The organism is Gemmatimonadaceae bacterium, assembly GCA_036273715.1.
Lineage (GTDB): Bacteria > Gemmatimonadota > Gemmatimonadetes > Gemmatimonadales > Gemmatimonadaceae > JADGGM01.
This window is the reverse complement of sequence record DASUHB010000058.1, coordinates 1-15,658: the sequence shown is the minus strand read 5'-3', so window position 1 is coordinate 15,658 and position 15,658 is coordinate 1. Positions and strand designations below refer to the sequence as shown.

General features: G+C 66.2%; 13 protein-coding genes. 12 read left to right on the top strand and 1 reads right to left on the bottom strand.

What is annotated here, in order from left to right; genetic code table 11:
- On the bottom strand, positions 1-209 hold a 209-nt coding region (locus tag VFW04_12445; GenBank protein HEX5180135.1), incomplete at its 3' end, for a hypothetical protein.
- Positions 210-525: 316 nt separating this feature from the next.
- Between VFW04_12445 and VFW04_12440 the strand changes: the two genes are divergently transcribed.
- The 12 genes from VFW04_12440 to VFW04_12385 all read left to right on the top strand — a co-directional run.
- Complete coding sequence (locus VFW04_12440; GenBank protein ID HEX5180134.1) at positions 526-1,998, top strand: GspE/PulE family protein; 1,473 nt, start codon at positions 526-528, stop codon at positions 1,996-1,998.
- Positions 1,982-2,443 carry a type II secretion system major pseudopilin GspG gene (gspG, locus tag VFW04_12435; protein ID HEX5180133.1) on the top strand — a complete coding sequence of 154 codons (462 nt, stop codon included), beginning with the start codon at positions 1,982-1,984 and terminating at the stop codon, positions 2,441-2,443. Before VFW04_12440 ends, gspG begins: the two co-directional genes overlap by 17 nt.
- A complete protein-coding gene (locus VFW04_12430) occupies positions 2,440-3,633 on the top strand; it encodes a type II secretion system F family protein (protein HEX5180132.1) in 1,194 nt (397 codons plus the stop codon). The genes gspG and VFW04_12430 overlap by 4 nt, the downstream gene beginning before the upstream one ends.
- A gap of 297 nt (positions 3,634-3,930) precedes the next feature.
- Positions 3,931-4,311, top strand: a complete 381-nt coding sequence (locus VFW04_12425; GenBank protein HEX5180131.1) for a hypothetical protein — start codon at positions 3,931-3,933, stop codon at positions 4,309-4,311.
- Complete coding sequence (locus VFW04_12420) at positions 4,298-4,837, top strand: prepilin-type N-terminal cleavage/methylation domain-containing protein (protein ID HEX5180130.1); 540 nt, start codon at positions 4,298-4,300, stop codon at positions 4,835-4,837. Before VFW04_12425 ends, VFW04_12420 begins: the two co-directional genes overlap by 14 nt.
- Positions 4,838-4,839: 2 nt before the next feature.
- Entirely contained in the window at positions 4,840-5,781 is a 942-nt protein-coding gene (locus tag VFW04_12415) for a hypothetical protein (GenBank protein HEX5180129.1), read from the top strand.
- Positions 5,778-6,977, top strand: a complete 1,200-nt coding sequence (locus VFW04_12410; GenBank protein HEX5180128.1) for a hypothetical protein — start codon at positions 5,778-5,780, stop codon at positions 6,975-6,977. The genes VFW04_12415 and VFW04_12410 overlap by 4 nt, the downstream gene beginning before the upstream one ends.
- Before the next feature lie 179 nt (positions 6,978-7,156).
- Complete coding sequence (locus tag VFW04_12405) at positions 7,157-7,573, top strand: GspMb/PilO family protein (protein HEX5180127.1); 417 nt, start codon at positions 7,157-7,159, stop codon at positions 7,571-7,573.
- Positions 7,570-8,052, top strand: coding sequence for a hypothetical protein (locus VFW04_12400; protein ID HEX5180126.1), 483 nt, complete (start codon positions 7,570-7,572; stop codon positions 8,050-8,052). Before VFW04_12405 ends, VFW04_12400 begins: the two co-directional genes overlap by 4 nt.
- Before the next feature lie 2 nt (positions 8,053-8,054).
- Positions 8,055-9,596 (top strand): secretin N-terminal domain-containing protein, encoded by a 1,542-nt coding sequence (locus VFW04_12395; protein ID HEX5180125.1) that lies wholly within the window; start codon positions 8,055-8,057, stop codon positions 9,594-9,596.
- The gene (locus VFW04_12390; protein ID HEX5180124.1) at positions 9,593-10,690 is read left to right on the top strand and encodes a sigma-54 dependent transcriptional regulator; all 1,098 of its coding nucleotides are present in this window, start codon (positions 9,593-9,595) and stop codon (positions 10,688-10,690) included. Before VFW04_12395 ends, VFW04_12390 begins: the two co-directional genes overlap by 4 nt.
- A 332-nt stretch (positions 10,691-11,022) precedes the next feature.
- Positions 11,023-15,658, top strand: a 4,636-nt coding sequence (locus VFW04_12385; GenBank protein HEX5180123.1) for a hypothetical protein, incomplete at its 3' end; no start/stop codon positions are given.

Sequence of the window (15,658 nt, the reverse complement as noted above, 5' to 3'; positions counted from 1 at the left end):
GTGGCCGTGTCCGCCACCTTGCGGCCCGCCGGGTCACGCGACGCACCAGAGCCGTCATGCTCGGCGCGTGTCGCGTCGTGCCTACCAGTGCCAGCTTGGTCGTCCGGCGCACGGCCTAACGTCGAGAAGGCCTCGAGATCGCTCTCCGCCAGCCCGGTGCTGGCGAGCACTCTGCCGCGCGCATGGTTTCCACGGTGGTTGTCCAGCATTATCCCTGCTCGCGCTGCCGAACCGGCCGGCCAAATTCTCACTTTTTGCATGTGTCGCCAAATTCGTGGCACAAGGTGCGAAAAGTGACAAATTGCGAATGCCACCCTGCAGAGCGCCGAGCGCAAACTTGGCGGCCTCAGCGCGTCATGCCCGCCTAACGGGGATGACTCCAGGTCATCGGCGCGTCCAAATTTGAATATCATTGTTGCCTTACGGAAGCTGAGCGGTTAGCTTGCCGCCTCCGTTTTCCGAAGCGCCTCGGCGCCGCGACACGTCTCGGCACGGCGGCGCGCGCGTGCTGGAGCGATGCTGCTCATGTCCCATCCTCTGATCGACGATGCCGTCCCGCTCGCCAGCGGTATCTCGCGCGAGTACCTCCTCTACCATCGCGTCTGTCCACGGCTCTTCGCGCCGGACGGCGCGTTAGTCGTCGCCACAGCACCCGACGCCGTCGTACCGGACGCGCTGGACGACCTTGCCGTCGTCTACGGGCGGCGCATCGTCGCCGAGGAGATGCCGCGTCACGAAGTTGAACGGCTGATCGCCCGCTTGACGAGCGCCGGCGACGCCACGCTCACGGTTTCGCGCGAGGACGACGATGCGCTCGTGGCTGATGTTCGCGATGTGGCGAACTCCGCGCCTGTCGCCGCATACGTCAACTTTCTCGTGGGCGAAGCCGTCAGAGCGCGGGCGAGCGACATCCACCTCGAGGCCGCCCGCACGCGCCTGCTCGTTCGCTTCCGCCTCGATGGCATGCTGGTGCCCGCGCCGGATCCGCCCAACGGCCTGGAGGCAGCGGTTCTCTCGCGCCTAAAACTGATGGCTGAGTTAGACATCGCCGAGCGCCGGAGGCCGCAAGACGGCCGCATTCGCGTCCGCCTCGCCGACCGCGAGCTCGACGTGCGCGTGTCCACGGTACCGACACTCCACGGCGAGAGCGTTGTGCTGCGTGTGCTCGACCGCGGTGGCCGCCCGGTGGCTCTTGATGCGTTGGGCATGCCGCCGGCGATTCTCGACCGGGTCGCGGCGCTCGCGCAGAAGCCGCACGGCATGCTCCTGGTCACGGGACCAACGGGGTCGGGGAAAACCACCACGCTCTACTCCGCCCTCGGGCTCCGCGATGCTGGCGCCGAGAAAATCATCACGGTGGAAGATCCGGTCGAATACCAACTGCCCGGTATCACGCAGGTACCCGTCCACACGCAAGCCGGCGTCTCGTTCGCAACCGTCCTCCGCTCGATCCTGCGTCAGGACCCGGACGTCCTGATGGTTGGCGAGATGCGCGATGGTGAAACGGCCGCGCTCGCCGTTCAGGCCGCCATGACCGGTCACCTGGTCTTCTCGACGCTGCATACCAATGACGCGTTAGGCGCCATCCCGAGGCTGATCGACCTCGGTGTCCCGCGGTATCTCGCGGCGGCGACGCTTGAGGCCGTGATGGCGCAGCGGTTGGTGCGGCGCATTTGCCCGTCCTGCGCGCAAGCGGTCGACGCGCCCGCAATGCGCAATCGCCGTTCGCTGCCAGAGTCGCTACGGGCGGCGGCACTCATGCACGGCATCGGCTGCGCGGACTGTCGCGGCACAGGCTATTCCGGCCGCATCGGTGTCTTCGAGCTGGTGGCGCTCGATGACGCCATGCGCGATGCGGTTGCGCGAGGAGCTCCTCACAGCGAACTCTGTGCGCTCGGTAAGGCCGGCGGCTGGCGGGCGTTGCTCGACGATGCATGGAGGAAGGTCGGCCTGGGACTGACGACAGTCGAGGAGGTGCTCCGTGTCGCACCGCTCTAACATCTGGCGCGCGCGACGCGGATTCACACTCCTCGAGCTGCTCGTTGTCCTCGCGATCATCGCCACGCTGGTCGCAGTGGTTGCGCCGTCGATATTCCGTAACGTCGGGGATGCAAAGACGGATGCGGCCAAGAGCCAAATCGAGATCTTCGTGCTCGCGCTTGACGCCTACCGGCTGGATAACGATGCGTACCCGGCGACCGAACAAGGGCTCGCGGCGCTTCGTGCCAAACCGGTCGCTGGTGCGATCCCGCGCAATTGGCGAGGGCCGTACCTGCGCAAAGACGTCCCGTTGGATCCGTGGGGCCGGCCCTATCTGTACGTGGCGCCGGGCCTCGCGAATCCCACCTCCTACGATCTGTACACGTTAGGCAGAGACGGCAAGGTCGGCGGGATCGACGAGGACATGGACATTACGTCGTGGGGCGGCCCGGTGCACCAATGACGACGGTCTCGCGGTTCGCCTATCGCGCGGCTCGCGCCGACGGCAGCCTCGAGAACGGCGTTCTCGCGGCGGATACGCGCGACGACGCCGCGCGCGCTTTGAGCGCGCAGGGCCTCTGGACGGTGAGCCTTCGGCCCGCTCGATCTTACTCGTCAGGAACCACGCGACTGCGCGCCACCGAGATGGCGCTTGGACTGCGCGTGCTCTCCACGCTCCTCGACAGCGGGCTTCCGGTAAGTAAAGCGCTTGCAGCCATGCCGGAGCTCGTTCCCTCAGGTTGGAGCCGGTCCCTTCCGGCCATGCAACGGGCGGTGCGCGAAGGAGCGCCGTTAGGCGTGGCCCTCGAGCGCAGCGGCCTGTCGGTCCCATCGGTCGTGCTCGGCGTCATGGAAGCGGGCGAGGCAGGCAGCGGTCTCGCGCGGGCCGTTGGACGCGCCGCGGAAATGTTGGAGGAGACCGCGGCCACGCAATCGGCGATCCGAGCCGCGCTCGTGTATCCAGCCATTCTCGCCGTAGCCGGGACGACATCCGTCGCCATCTTGGTTGGCGTGGTACTCCCGCGATTCGGCGCGATCCTCGCGGACCTCGGCCAGGCGCTCCCGCCCACGACGCGGTTCGTTCTCAATGCGTCATCGGTTGCGCGAGCCGCGCTCCTTCCTGCCCTCGCAGCATCACTCATTCTCGTAGCCGTGTGGCGCGCTTGGGTGGCCTCGCCGCACGGCGCCGTATCCTGGCACGCATCGCTGTTGCGTACGCCCGTGTTGGGAGGAGTGCGGCGATCCGCGTCGAGCGGACAGGTGTGCACAGCGCTCGCGGCGCTGCTCGAAAGCGGTGTCCCGCTATCGGTCGCGCTCGCCCATGTGGCGCGGGCCAGTGGCGACGCGGCAATCGCGGCGCGAGTGCATGCGGTGCGCGCATCGGTGATCGCCGGACATCGCTTGTCCGCTGCCTTCGCGGAACACGAAGCGCTGACTGCGGTGGCGTGCCGGCTGGTGCGAGCCGGAGAGGAAACCGGCGCGTTAGCGGACATGCTTGCGCATGCCGGCCGTCTCGAGGCAGAGCGGGCGACGAGAACGGTTCGCGGCGCCGTGCAACTCCTGGAGCCGTTCCTCATCGTCGTGTTCGGAGCCGTCGTCGCGCTCGTCGCTGCTGCGTTGCTGCAGGCCATCTACAGCGTTCGCCCAACGTAATGATGATAGCGCCAAGACCGCGCGGCGTAACATTGGTCGAGCTCCTGGTCGTGCTCGTGCTGCTCGCTTTGATCACGGGCGTTGTCGGGCTGACCGCGCGCACTGCGCGGCCTGTGCCACACGTGGATCCGATCCGAAGCGCGATACAAACCTGCCGCGATTCCGCAATCGCGTCGGGCCATGCCGTCACGATCACGGTGAGCGGTGAGACAGGGCCGCTTCCAGTCACCGCATTTCCCGACGGGCGCGTTCTAGCGTACCACTCGTTAGGCATTGACGAAATAACCGGAGCGCCCAGTGCCGCGCATTGAACCAATCACCCGGCCTAACGCGCGCAGGGGTCTGGTGTTGCTCGAAGTGATCGTGGGTCTCACGATCCTCGCCGTAAGCGCAGCGACTATGGTCGCTCTCGCCGACGCGTCCCTCCGTGCCGTCGCTCGAGCCGTGGCTGCAAATGACGATGTCGTGAGAGCCGATGATTTCCTCCAGGCGGTCGCCCTGTGGCCGCGCGCGGACCTGGACCGGCACCTCGGCGATCGCGCGGAAGGCGAGTGGCAAATGCGCATCGAACGCGTCAACTCGAACCTGTATACGGTCGACCTCTACGATTCAGCGGCGCGTCCGGTATTGCACACGTCGTTGTTTCGCCCGGTGGACGCCAAGCATGCCGCGCGCTAACGGATTCACACTCATGGAAGTTGTAGTCGCTCTCCTGATCGGCAGCATCGTGCTGGTCGCCGCTCATGCCATGCTCTCGGCGCTATCCGATCGCGAGCGCGCGCTCGCGGCAGCTGCGGTCGTCGCGGATGGTCGGGCGAATGGCAAGGAAACGCTTCGCGCCCTCGTTGGAAATATCGAGGTCGGCACGCCCGGAACCGGATCCGTGGCGGGAGACAACCGCCAGGTGCACTTCTCGAGTTGGTGCGACGTGCCATACGGATGGCAGGAGCGATGCGAGGTCGCCCTGTCATTCGACTCTGCCGCCGGTCACGAGGCGCTCGTCGCGAACATCGGCGCCCGTCCGGTCGTGCTGGTACGTGGCTTCGAGCACGGTTCGTTCCAGTATCTGCAGAGTGCCGCGGGCGGTGGACGGTGGCTGGAGCAATGGGGCGCCGGCGTGACTGCTCCGTTAGCAATCGGCGCGGTGTTGCGGTATCACGAGGGCACGGACACGCTCATCCTTCGCATCGGGCCGCGGGGATGACAATGTCGCTGCCTCGCCGCGGGTTCGTGCTGCTCGCCGTCTTGTGGGTGATGGTCGGCGTGGGCGCCGCGGGCCTCTCCCTCGCGCTCGTCGCCCGGCGCGCTGCCACGGCAGCCCACAATAGGCGGGCGCTGTTGGTCGCCGGATGGGCAGCCGAGGACTGTGTCAATCAGTCCGAGGCAATCATCGGCGACGCTCTGAGGGCTGCGGCTCGGTCGTCCGGCGACAGCACCGTGTGGGAGATGCTCGATCGCTTCTCGCCTGAAGGCACGACCACCGGACCATTCGTAGCGGATACCGATTGCGTCGCCGATCTTCGCGCCGCCGGCATGACTATCGACGTGAACACGGCGGACAAGGCAGCATTGACGCGCGTGTTCATTGCCGCTGGTACTGCGCCGTTCACGGCGGACTCGCTTGGCGATGCAATACTGGATTGGCGCGACCCAGATCAAGTCGCGAGGGCGAACGGCGCAGAAGCGAGTTGGTATATCTCGCATGACAGGGTGCCGCCGCGCAACGCGCCATTGGGCGACGCGCGCGAGCTCCAACGTGTACGGGGCCTCGAGAATTTTCGCGGGCTCGAGCGGCTGTTCGGCGTCGACTCCGATCGCATCGTGCTGGATCGAGCTCCGTTGGCCGTGATCGCATCGCTGCCCGGTCTCGGAGATGAGGCGCTCGGCCGCATCGCCGAGATACGCGCTCGGGGCGGGCGCGTCGGAAGTTTGCTGGCATTCAGCGCCTCGCTTTCGCCTAACGCACGCGACGCGGTGATTGCGAGTTATCCGGACGTGTCCCGCCGCGCGACGGCCGAGCCGGATGCGTGGATTCTCACCGCCCGCGGATGGTCGGGTGTGCCGCGCGCGACGGAAGTCGTGGAGTTGCGGCTGGTCCGGGCGGGACAACGAGCGGCCATCGTTCGCCGCAGGGCGCGCGTCGAATGAACATCGGTCGACGCAGCCTCGGTTTGGGCATCGCCGATGATCGCGTGAGCGCGGTCTTGCTCGTTGGCGGCTCGGTTCGATGGGCGGCGTCGCGGCGCCTCGACCCGGACGCGCCGCTCGGTCACGCGCTCCGCGCTCTACTGGCTGCGTGTCCACGGCGCGGCATTCTGCCGGTGACGGTCACGGCGGCGTTCGGGCCATCGGTCTCGCAGCTCAGGTGCCTTACGGGACTGCCGCCAATCGGTCAGCCGCGGGCGCTCGCCGCGATGGTCCGGGAGAACGCCGGTCGATTCTTTGTGCGCAACGGTGTCGCGCTCACGATTTCGGAGGCATTGATCGAAGGCCGCGCTCGCGTTTGGATCGCGGCGTTCGACGCACCAGTCGTAGCCGAGGTGGCCGGCGCCTGCCGGGATGTGGGATTGTCCCTTCGGTACGTGATCCCAACCGCCATGGCGCTGCGACGCGCCATTCGCGGCGGGTCGGTGACCTGGAAGGACGGCCGCGTGCAGTTAAGCATCACATATGGCGCAGCGGGTCCGCTGTCGGTGCGGCGTATGCCGGTCGCCGAGCACGCATCAGCCTTCCCGCAGTTGATCGATGCGCTATCGTCACTCGAGTCTTCACCGGATGCAGTCGATGCCGCGGGCGCCGCGCTGAGTTGCGGGCATGACACAGTTGTCGCACGTCCTGCAGCCGCGGTTCCAGATGTCGGCTCCAGGCGCCGTGCGCGGAGGATTGCAGGGGCCGCGTGCCTGTCGGCGATCTCCGTCGCTCTCCTGTCGCCCGGCGCCGCAACATCGGTTGCATTGCACCGCGACCGCGCGCGCGCGACCCTGATCGCAGCTCGCGCTGGAACCGCCGAGCACGATCTGTCCAAGCTTGCGAGGGTGAGCACCGCCTTACGCGCGCTCTCGGATCTCTCTGCGTCGCGTCAATCCATGACGCTCTTGCTCGCTGAGGTAACGCGCGGTCTGCCCGATAGCGCAGCGTTGGTCGCGTTTCAAGTCGACAGCTCAGGGTTAGCCAGCGTGGTTGCGCTGGCGCCTCATGCGGCAGCTGTCGTTGATGCAGTGGAGCGAATGCCCGGGATCGCGTCACCGCAGATCATCGGACCCGTGACGCGTGAAAGCGCCGGTGGAAGGACCATCGAGCGAGTCACCGTGCAGTTTCGTCTTCTTCCGGCACGTGTCCCGTGACTGTACCTACACTGACCTTCGCGCCACGCGATCGCCGCGCCATCCGGGTCGGCGTTGTCATCATCGCGGCCCTTGTTGTTGGCGGCCGCGGCTTTCCTGCGTGGCGCCGGTGGGAGCAAGCGTCCCTCGCACGGGCAAGCGTTGCGTCACTGGACCTTGGGCGCAAGCAAGCGGCCCTTGTGGACCAACGTGCGGTACACGATTCCCTCGTTGCGCGCAGCACACGCCTCGCGGCGCTGCGATCCACGTGGTTGGATGGTGATACTCCGGCCGCCGCCGGCGCGGCACTCGCTGCCGCGATCTCGAGTGTGGGAGAGCGCACCGGCGTCACGATCGGAGCGCTCGACATTCGTGTGGATTCGGGCGCGTCACAAGCCTTTGTCCCCGTGCGCATACATGCGACGGCCGTCGGAGACATCCAGGGACTCGGGAGCTTCGTCGCGGGTCTCGAAGGCGGCGCCCTCGCACTCACCATTCGCGCGCTCTCCATCGACGCCGCGGATGGCGCCGCGCCGCCTAACCGCGCCGAAGTGCTGAACGCGGAGCTGACGGTGGAAAGTCCGTGGCGCAGAGGGGCGATGGAAACGTCGCCATGAGGTCCCGTACCATCGAGTTGGCGCTCTGGAGCCTTACCCTTCTTGCGTTGGGCGTAACCGGCGCGCTCTGGCGGCGTGCCCTCTCGCCGCATGTGGCTGCGGCCGCTACGGTGTGGCCCGTGCCGCCCGTATCGCCGATACCGTCCGTCGATTCGCTTACGATCCTCACATCCCGGATCGTCGACCGCGATGCATTCCGTCTTGATCGCAAGCCTGCCGCGGTTGCCTATCGGACCAGCGGCGACAGCGCCGTGAGCGCCGCGCCGCCCTCCCCGCCCAAGCCGGTGCTCTCCCTCGTCGGCATCGTCGGCGGCCCGCCGTGGGCCGCGCTAGTCAACGGGATTCCTGCGCACGACGGAAGCGTTCTGGTTCACGCGCGCGACACGGCCGGCGGCCTTCGCGTCACGAGAGTGTCCGCCGACGGTGTCACCATCTCGGGCCTCGACACCGTGTGGCATCTCACGACCAAACAGAATTGATCATGCTGCGCACTCGCATCACCGCCTTAATGCTTCTCTCTCCGATCATACTCCCGGCCCAACAGGCCGCGACTCGGCCGACGCCTGCCAAGGCCTCGGCCGACTCCATAGATCAGCTCCCGGTGAGTGGGAGCGGCGACAGCGTCCGCATCCACCTCGTGGATGCCGACCTCCGTGCGGCAGTGCAGGCACTGGCGCCCTATCTCGATCGGCCAGTGGTATTCGGTCCGATGGCGGCGGGTGCACGAGTGTCGCTCGAGATGCCGCATCCGGTGCCGCGGAGTGATGTGCGCCAGCTTCTCGAGAGCCTCCTCGAGAGCCAGAACCTATCGTTGGTCAGCGACTCTGGACTGTATCGCGTCGGCACGCGCGAGGCACATCCGCCAGCTGCGGCGCCCACCCCTGCGCGCGGCGTGGGGGGAGTGGGGAGTGCGACTCAGGCTATTCAACTGTTCGTGATCCGGCTGCATCACGCGCGCGCGGCCGATGTCGCCGCTACCGTGAACGCCCTCTACGGCAAGGCCAGTGCGTTAGGCGAAATCGGTGCCGGGCCAAACGCCCAACCGCCGACGCTCAGCCAGCAGCTCGAAGCCAATCACGTTCCGGCGGCCGGCCTTTCTCCGCCAGACAATTCGTCCCCCGCGGTGGTGAGCCGCGCGGCGACGTTCAACGGCGACGTGACCATCGTGCCGGATCCACGTAGCAACAGTCTCCTGATTCGGGCGTCAGCGCATGACTACGCGCTCATTCAGGCCGCCGTCGACCAACTCGATACGCGGCCGCTGCAGGTCCTCATCGAGGTCGTGATCGCCGAGGTGCAGCGGAACTGGAGTTTGACCTTCGGGGTGAACGGCAACGCTCCGCCGGCATCGGTGAACCACGGGAAAACCACCGTCGCGGAGACGGTCAATGGCAACTCCGGTGTCAGTGACTTCGTCTTGCAGATCATGAATCTCGGGCGATTGAACATCAATGCGACGCTCAGCGCGGCGGAAGAACAGGGAGAGGTCCGCATCCTCAGCCGCCCGGTGGTCATCGCCTCCAACAACGAGGTCGCGAGTATCAATGTCGGTAGCCAGCGCCCTTTCGTGCAGGTGTCCCGCGCGCTGCCTAACGATGAAGCAACGCAAGACCAGGTGGTGCAATACAAAGATGTCGGCACCAAACTCACCGTGTCCCCCACGATCAGCCCCGATGGATACGTGGTGCTGCAGGTGAGCCAGGAAGTGGACAACGCCACCGCCGAAGTTGCATTCGACGCGCCTGTCATCTCCACGCGGTCGGTACAGACCGAGTTGCTCATCAAGGATGGCCAGACGGTGGCGCTGGGCGGTCTGTCGGACCGCCAACACGACACCAACCAGGGCGGCATCCCACTCCTATCGAAGATCCCGCTGATCGGCGGCCTGTTTGGCCATGCGAGTCGCGACATGACGGATGATGAGCTGTATCTGTTCCTCACGCCTCACGTGATCCGCACAGATGCCGATGCAGACAGCCTGACATCTCCCATGCTGAAGAAAGCGCAAGCGGTGAACCCATGACTATCGCGGTCAGGAGACCGGATGACCGTTCCGAATCGGCTCTCATCGGGCAGTCGGAGGCGATGCAGCGGTTGCGGGCGCGGATCGCGCAGGTGGCGCGGATGCATGTGCCGGTACTGATCATCGGTCCGACCGGTGCCGGCAAAGAGCTCGTCGCACGCGCCTTGCACGGCGCGAGCGGCCGCCAAGGAGAATTCGTTGCAGTGAATGTGGGCGCGATCGCCGACACGATCTTCGAGGATTCGTTCTTTGGCCATGTTCGTGGCGCGTTTACAAACGCGACCGGTAACAAGCTGGGCCATCTTGCCGAAGCGGACGCCGGAACGCTCTTTCTGGACGAGATCGGTGATCTCTCATTCCCAAACCAGGTGAAGCTGTTACGTGCCCTTGATCTCGGCTACTTTCGGCCGTTGGGCGCCGAACGCGATCGCCGGAGCAATTTTCGCACACTGGCAGCAACGAATGCCGACATCGAGGGGCTCGTTCGGCAACAACGATTCCGGGAAGATCTGTATCATCGTTTGGGAGCGGCCGTGCTGCGCGTGCCGGCATTGGCCGACCGGCCCGAGGATATCCCGGAGCTCGTCCACTACTTCGCGCGATCGGTAAGCCTAACGCACAAGCTCGAGGTGAGTCCGCAAGCGGTGGCCATGTTACAGGCGCATACCTGGCCGGGTAATGTCCGTGAGCTTCGCCACGTCGTGGAGTACGCGACCGGTTTGGCCGAAGAGTACGGTTGCTTGTCGGCATGGGACGTCGGTGTCGCGCTCCACGATCACGGTACCTCGGACAGAGCGATGCGTGGTGACAGTGTGGCGATGAGTCCAGAGCTTCGCTCATACTCTGTTGATGCCGCTGCACTCCGCCGGCATCTCGCGCTTGTGATTCATGAAGAGCGTGGCAGCATCCCGGAAACTGCGAGACGGCTCGGTGTTTCCCAGGGCACGATCTACCGGTGGCTTCGAAGGCTTGGGCTTCCGACGCCCCGGTACGTGCGTTCCAAGTCCGATCGCAATGCGCCACGACAGTCGCGATGCGGCGCGGCGGAGGACGCTAGCCCGGCTGGAGAGCCGCGTCGGCCACCAGCCGATTGATGACCGCGCGCACAGTCTCGCTGCATGCGCGGCGCGGCGTTTCGACGAGATCTCAGTTTTCACACTTTTCGCATCCAGTTCTCACGGCGCCGGGAAAACCGAAAAGTTACGCGGGCCGCCGGAAAGGCCAAGTGCCTAACCGACTTCGAGTTAGGCGCGAGGCGCCTCGGGCACGCAATGTGACATGAGATGGCCGGTGCGCGCCCCGAGGTCGGGGCGGAATCGGTTCCTCAATGCAGAGGCGTCTCGTGCGTGCAACCGCTCGTATCGCAATCCGCTGGCGCTTCCTCCGCGCCGCCGTGGTGCTCGTGTTTTGTGCCGGCGCAGGAGTCATGCTGCCTGTCCGCGTGGCCACGGCGCAGCAGCCGGACACGACCACCCGGCCGGACAGCGCCGCTCCGGCAGTAAGTACTCCTAACGGCATCTGCCTCACGTGCGGCCCTGGGGACACGCCGCCGACCGTCGACATCGAACCGCCGACCTCAACCTTCGGCGCCTCGCTCCAGACCGTGACGATCGACTGGTGCGACGACAACGCGCTCGCCGCCAGCTCGCGCTCGATCACCTTCAACGGCGCTACTGTCACGTCGCAGTTCAGCTATGTGAACGTCACGCCATCTCGGTGCGGCGACGAGGCCAAGTCAGTAGGCACCGTTACGTTATTGGCCGGTACCAACACACTCTCCGCGCAGATCAGGGACGGCGCCGGGCATCTGACCACGGCCACGGTGACGTACACGTTCACGCAATTGGTCGCCGTGACGCCGGATGCTGGAACGCGGACGAGCTACGCGACCGTACGCGATACGGTCGTGTTCGGCGTGAAAAACACCACCGCCAGTTCCGCGACCTACACGCTATCCGCGACCTGCCCAACTGGCTGGACCTGCACTGCGCCAGCATCCGTGTCGGTCGCGGCGGGCGCGACGAGCAACGTGAACGTGTCTTACACCGCCGTAACAAGCGGGACAACGGGCAGCGTCACGCTGACGGCGACGCCGCCGGCCGGTGCGTCGAGCGCCGATGCAGGCACCTATCGTGTCACGGTCCCGGTTACGGTGGGAGTACGGCGACTCCAGCCGCTCGCGGAATTCAATGCCTACTACTTGATCCCTGGGAGCATTGGCTTCGGCGTATCCAACAGCGGCCCAACTTCCACGACCGTGACACTGAGCCAGTCGTGCTCGGGTAACGGCATCACGAGTTGTTCCGTGTCGCCCAGTATGACCGTGCCGGCCGGCGCCACTGAGTTGGTGTTTGTCAGCTACACGCCCGGCGACTCCAATCAGGTGGGGACACTGAGCTTGACGGCGCACGGCGGAGATGCGGGCAACATAGCCGCTGACACGGTCGGCGTGTCGGTGGTGGGCTCGTTAGGCAGTTGTACGACGGACACAACGTCGATCACTGTCTGTAACCAGGGCGGAGACCGTTCGCCCCCTGTCATCGCGATTCGCCCCGGCAGCGTTTCGCGGAATGTGCGGGTGGATACCTTGGTTGTCGACTGGTGCGACAACGACAAGCTCGATGAAACGCATCCGATCGTCGCGCTCAACGGAGTGGAAATCGTCCCCGCGTTGCCGGACTCGCTGGGAAATACGGTCGAAACCTGCATCGGTCCCGCGATGTTTCACTCGACCGGAATCGTGACGCTCTTGCCGGAAGGAAACACCGTTTCGGCCTTTCGTTGCGATGATGCCGGCAACTGCGACGAGCAGGACGCAACCTATGTGTATACGGTGCTTGACGTCGCGACAGCTGATTCAGCACTGCTCCGTCGCGGGGCGGGCAGCACGTTCACTCAGAGATTCCGCGTCAAGAACATCGGCCACGAACCGTACACGTTTACTCTGAGCGCCTCATGTAGCGGCGACGGCGTAACTGCTTGTACGGTTCTGACGCCCACGGCCGACACGCTCAACGCTGGTGACAGCACGATCGACTCAGTGAGCTACCAGACGCCGAGTACCGCCGCTGGCAAAACTGGCGCCGTGACGATTCTCGCGGCGCCCGTACTCAACCCGCATTCGCCGGTTTCAGGCAGTGTCAACGTCCACACAATCACGCCCGTCGTTGCAGCGGCGGCAACTCCCGACAGCGCTGCCGTGCCGGTGGCTGCCGGTCTCGCGACCACCTATAACTTCTGGCTCCGAAACGCTGGGAACGTGCGCGAGAGTTTTGCGCTGACGCTTTCCTGCACGGGTGTGACGTGTAGCAGCCCGCCGTCGCCAGCGAGCGCGACGCTCGCGCCCAACGACAGCACGCGTATTGAGGCCACGTTCACGGCGGGGGCCACGGGCACATCTGGCCGGGTACAACTCAACGCGGTGGCGGGGTCGCTCACGGTGCACGGGATCATTCTGCTGAAGGCGCAACCCAAGGACCTGCCCGTCGCGTCGCTCGACTCGGTGTGGGCCCCGGGGCGGATCGAGCGCGCGATGTGCGTGGCGGTCGACGTTGGTACCGCCGGAACCGCGGATGAATGCGGCGACCTGCGGTTGGCCATCGGCACATCGACCGTGCGCACGTTAGGCGAAGTCCGCAGTCCAACGCTGCTCTACGGCAGTAGCGACGCCACCGCCACCGTCGTGGTCCCGGCGTGGGTCAGTTTTCTGCCGCAGGCCACGCTGCCTGATTCGGTCACCGCCACGCTCCTCGTTGGCGGGGTCATTCGCGATCATGGCGCGTGGCCCAAGGCGCAGTGGGTTGCAGGCGCCGGACGTCAGATCGCGCTCGCAGTCGATGGCCGCACATTGAGCGGCGGTCCGGGCGGGGCGAACGATCACTCGGGAGTGTACGCGGCCACGTTGCAGATCATGACCTACACAGGCGCCAGCACGCTCGCCGACACGCTCGCGACAACGATTCCCGTGGTGGATCGGTCGCAGTCGGCTTTTGGCGCCGGCTGGTGGCTCGCGGGCCTCGAGCGGCTCTACTTCCCCACGGACGGGACGCTCACCTGGGTGGGTGGGGACGGAAGTCTGCGCACCTACACCAAGGACCCGTTGCACACGAGCATCTATCGCGCGGCGAGCCTCACCCGGCTCGACTCGTTGGTCAAGGATGCCGGCGGACAGTACATCCGCTATCTGCCCAACCGGCTGCACGTGCGGTTCAACAGTGCCGGCCAGCATATCGCGACGATCACCCGGCTCGGCGACAGCACGGTGTTCGCGTACACTGCATTGGGACAGCTACAAACGATCACCGTGGCGCCGATCAGCGCCGCCAAGACGTACACCTTCTTCTACGACGCCAGCGGCCGCCTCGACAGCGTCGTGGCACCGTTAGGCGGGGCGAACGGTACGACGCGCCGGACGACCAAGCTGACGCTGGTTGGCACGACACGACAGGTGGCGAGCGTGACGGCGGCCGACACGAGCGTGATCGGCCTGGCGTACGACCCGAACCACGTCGGACGCGTGAGCGCCGCCACCGACGCCCGCGGCACCACGACGACGTTTGCCTACGACAGCGCGGGCAAACTCCTCACCGCCACCGTTGGCATGAAAGGCGTGGGTCCAGACCTGACGACGCGGATCGCCGCCAGTGTGAGCCAGGGCTTCCGAGGCTCAGTAGCCATCGATACGGCCGTCGTCGCGACGCGCATCGACGGCCCGCGCACCGACGTTGGCGACACCACGGTCATTCGCGTCACGCCCTTCGGCGCGCCGCGCCGCATCACCGATGCCCTCGGCCACGTGACGCGACTCGACCACAGCTCGGCCGCGTTCCCTGCGCTCGTGACGCACGAGCACCGGTTAGACGCCGCCGCGAGCATTGCGACGTACGACGCCAAAGGCCATCTGATTGCCGAGACGGATTCCACGACCTACATCGACGATCTGCTCGGCACCCGGACCTACGCCACGACGACCTACGCCTGGGACACCGTGTGGGACCAAGCGACCGTCATCGCGCCGCCGTTGTACGACAGCACGGTGATGACCTACGACGCGGCGACGGGCAACCTTCTCACCCGGCGCGATGTGTTGGGCGACACGGTGCACTACGGGTACAATAGCGGTGGCCGCCTCGTGAGTGTGCGGCCGGCCACCCACGCCGCGGCGGACAGTTTGACGTACGACGCGGTGGGCAACGTCGCCACGACGATCACGCCGTTAGGCTACGTGGCCCGCAGCTTTCGCGACGCGACCGGGCGCGACACGCTCGTGACCACGCCCATCGACGCGCAACAGACGCTGGTGACGAGTACCCGCACGGTGTACGATCTCGCCGACCGGCCGACGCTCACGCAGAGCTTTGGGCCCCGCGTCCCGTACCGTAAGGCCGGAGATCTCCCCGACACGACCCCCGCCGAGACGCTCACGGTCGCCACCATCTACGATCGGGGTGGTCTGGTGCGTCGCGTGACACGGACGGCGCGTCCGGATGTGGCCCACCTGGACTCGCTGGTGACGCGCCTGGGTTACGACCCGGCGGGCCGCAAGGTGGCGGACACGGCCACGGATGGGGGCGTGGACAGCTACGGGTACGACGCCGCCGGGCACCTGATCACGCACGAGACGCGCGACACCATGGCCGTGGGGTGGACCTACGATGCGTTAGGCGAGATGGTGCAGCGCACCATGACCGGCGGCGCGACCCCCGGCGTCGCGTTCACGTCGGGATTCCTGGCCTGGGCCCCGAGCGATTTTGCGGACCCGCGACCGGACGAGGCGACGTTCGGCTACGATGCGGCGGGGCGCCTGGTGACGGCCGACAATCCGGTCGCCCAGATCCGTCGCACCTATCTGCCCAACGGCGCCCTGCTCACCGACACGGTGCGCCTGAGCACCTGGGACTACCGGGATTTTGCGCACCACCTGTTCGCGCGCGCGTACGGCTACGACCTGGACGGTCGCCGCCGCGTGACGGCCGGCCTGGGGGGCGACTCGCTGGACTACGATCTCGCCGGCCGCGTACGCGGCATTGCGGACGGCGGGCGGCAGTGGTTTCACTATCACT